The sequence below is a fragment of the Vaccinium witches'-broom phytoplasma str. VAC genome, assembly GCF_000309405.1.
Taxonomy (GTDB): Bacteria; Bacillota_I; Bacilli_A; order Acholeplasmatales; family Acholeplasmataceae; genus Phytoplasma.
Genome location: NZ_AKIN01000152.1, coordinates 1 through 3602, shown reverse-complemented (window position 1 = coordinate 3602; position 3602 = coordinate 1). Strand labels below are relative to the sequence as shown.

At 31.1% G+C, this 3602-nt stretch carries 2 protein-coding genes; both read right to left on the bottom strand.

Annotated features, from left to right (window positions below; genetic code table 11):
• Nucleotides 1-392: 392 nt before the first annotated feature.
• On the bottom strand, nucleotides 393-1565 hold the full coding sequence (locus RI68_RS02610; protein WP_017193686.1) for an NAD(P)-dependent malic enzyme: 1173 nt from the start codon (nucleotides 1563-1565) through the stop codon (nucleotides 393-395).
• 494 nt (nucleotides 1566-2059) lie between these two features.
• Nucleotides 2060-3550, bottom strand: coding sequence for a leucyl aminopeptidase (locus RI68_RS02605; protein WP_017193685.1), 1491 nt, complete (start codon nucleotides 3548-3550; stop codon nucleotides 2060-2062).
• Nucleotides 3551-3602 lie beyond the last annotated feature (52 nt).

Genomic DNA, 3602 nt, shown 5'->3' with positions numbered 1-3602 from the left:
AAAATACTTTGTTAGTTTGAAAAGATATGAAATTATCACTTAATTTTAAGTTTTAAAGAATAATTTTAGAGATAAAAGTTGTCTAAAAAAAAGAAACAGCGCACCGAGAATATGAAGTAAGCTATTTTATCCAGCGTTGTAGTTCGTTAAAATACTGCAAATAAGGCCTCTTTGGTGCCCATTTGATTTCGCTGTGATAATTCCTTTTCTTTTTTAACAAATAAAAAAACCACATTAAGTGGTTTAGTTAGTTATTTGTTTAGTTTCTTTGAATAGGAGTCTAAAGAATCGATCTCACTAAGAGGTAAATATCGACTACTATTTTTATTGTTCTCAATATTATTCCTTTCTTAACTTTTTTTAATTAGATCATAAATATCATTAAATAAGTTTTATTTTCTTACTACGCCTGTTTTAACAGCCGCTTCTCCAACCGCTTTAGAAATAGAAGCAACAATTTGTTCGTTAAACACGCCAGGGATAATATTATTTTCGTTTAATTCGTTAGCAGGAATAACGCTAGCTAAAGCGTAAACCGCAGCTACTTTCATCTCTTCGTTAATTTGAGTCGCTTTATAATCAAGAGCTCCTCTAAATACACCAGGGAAAGCTAAACAGTTATTAACTTGGTTAGGGTAATCGGATCTACCAGTAGCGATAACTCTTGCTCCACCTTTTTTAGCTTCTTCAGGTAAAATTTCCGGATTTGGGTTTGCTAAAGCAAAAACAATAGCATCTTTAGCCATAGTGGAAACCATTTCACTATTAAGAATGTTAGGTCCAGAAACGCCAATGAAAACGTCTTTATTTTTAATAACATCACTTAAAGATCCGTCTTCTTGGTTTTTATTAGTTAATAAAGACATTTTCTTTTGTTCTTGGTTAGTCCAATCGTTATCATGAAGGATAACACCTTTTTTATCGTATAAAATAATGTCTTTAACTTTTAAGTTCAGCAACATTTTAGCTACCGCAATGCCAGCTGAACCTGTACCACAAATTAAAACTCTAATGTCTTCTAATTTTTTATTAACTACTCTTAAAGCATTAATTAAACCAGAAGCTACAACGATAGCTGTTCCGTGTTGATCATCATGAAAAACAGGAATAGATAATTTCGTTTTTAAAGCTTCTTCAATTCGGAAACATTCAGGCGCTTTAATATCTTCTAAATTAATCGCTCCAAAAACATCAGAAATTTTAGCAATAATATTTACTATTTCTTCAGGATCTTTGGAATCTATAACGATTGGAAAAGAGTCTATATCGGCGAATCTTTTAAATAAAATAGATTTTCCTTCCATTACCGGAATAGAAGCTTTAGAGCCTATATCTCCTAAACCTAAAACAGCTGTACCGTTAGTAATAACAGCTACTGTGTTAGATTTCATGGTATATTTATAAAGGTCTTCGGGATTTTGTTGAATTTTACGACAAGGTTCAGCAACTCCAGGAGTATATACTAAAGATAAATCATCAAAATTATTAACTTCTGTTTTAACTTTAGTAGCCAATTTACCTTTGTTTTTTTCGTGTAAAAGTAAAGATTTTTGATTTGTGTCCATAATTTTTTCTTATAAAGTTAATTTTTATTCTAAAACAATGTTTTTTAATTGATTGGATGATAACAAAAAAAGAAAGAAAGTTTGCTAAAATAATTTTTTTAAAAATGAATCTTTTTCCTTTATTATGTAAACGCATAATTTTTTTAATAAACATTTTTTAAAATTTAAAAAACAACAATTATAAAATCACCTCTTTTTTCCATTTTAATTTAAATTAAAAAAAACAACCGCTTTTATTATAAACCTTTTATGAAAGAAAAATTAAAAAATCTATCTGAATTTTAATAAATTAAAATTAGTTATTAAGCAAGGAGTTAAAAAGAGATATGGATTTATTTCCTAGATAATAGGTGCTTAACAGCGTTTGCCTCCGTTTCTTATGGTAAAGAAAAAACCACTCTTATGAGTGGTTTAGAAAAACTTGGAAGAAAAAAAGCATCCTAAAAGAGCGATAAAAAAGTTTATGATTATTTTTTTTTGATAATAGTGTTAATTTATTTCTTTTCGTAATAATTAGCCACTAATTGGTTTAAAAGACGAACGCCAAAACCAGTGGACCAACTATTGTTAACTACGCTCACTTTATCGTTAAAAGCTACACCCGCAACATCAATATGAGCCCAAGGAATATCTTCGCCCACAAAACGTTTTAAAAATTGAGCAGCTGTGATTGAACCTGCTAATCTGCCTGAAGAATTTCTCATATCAGCAAATTTACTATCAATTAAACGGTCGTATTCTTCAGACAGGGGCATTAACCATAATTTTTCGCCAGTTATTTGTCCGGAGGAAAGCAATTTTTGTGCTAAATCATTATTATTAGAGAATAAACCAGCATGTTCTTCTCCTAAAGCAACCATAATAGCGCCTGTTAAAGTAGCTAAATCAACTATTAATTGAGGTTTTACATGATTTTTAGTATAATAAAGAGCATCAGCCAATACCATTCTTCCTTCCGCATCAGTATTGATAACCTCAATAGTTTGACCAGACATAGAAGTAACAATGTCGCCAGGTCTTTGAGCTTTGCCACTTGGCATATTTTCCACTAAACCAACTACTGCGACAACATTAACTTTCGCTTTGCGAGCGGCTAAAGTATGCATTAAACCTACTACTATAGCAGCTCCGGCCATATCGCCTTTCATATCTTCCATGCCGCCAGAAGGTTTAATGGAAATACCACCAGAATCAAAAACTACCCCTTTGCCTACAAAAGATAAAGGAGCTTCTTGAGACGAAGAACCTTGCCATTTCATAATAGCTAAATAAGGGGGACAATCAGAACCTTGAGCTACCGCTAAAAGAGAGTTCATCCCTAACTGAGCAATTTGTTTTTTATCTAAAACATCTACTTCAATGCCCATTTTATTTAATTTTTTAATACGAGAGACAAATTCATCTGTTCCTAAAACATTAGCTGGTTCATTCACTAAATCACGAGCTACATTAGAGCCTTGAACTACTGCTTCCACCTTATGAAATTCTTTTTGGCAAAAAGACGCTTCTTTCGTCACCACTACAACCGATAAATCATCGTATATTTCAGAAACGTCTTTTTTTGATTTTGTATGATAACGATCAAAAGTATAACTTTTTAACATCATCTCTAAAACATAATCCATTACCGCTTGGAAAGAAGAAGAGTGGTTTTCAAAATCTGTTAAAACAACTGTTTCTTTAACGTTTTTCAAAGCAAATAAAGTCGCTCTTCCTGCTTTCTTCCAAGCTTCATTATTTTCTGGGTTTTTGCCTAAACCTACTACTAACAAACGAGAAAATAAACAACCTTCAGGATGAACTAATTTTAAAACAGAACCTGCTTTGCCTTTAAATTGTTCTGTTTGACATGCTTTTTCCACTTGTCCTTGAAGATTGATAACATTAACGCCGGAAATGTTTTGTTTTTCATCTTCTAATTTTAAAACCACTATTGTGCTTTGTTTATTAAAAGACTTTAATTCTGATAAAAATGATACTTTCATATTAATACGATACCTTTCTTATTGTTAAAATATTTATATCAATAAAATAATT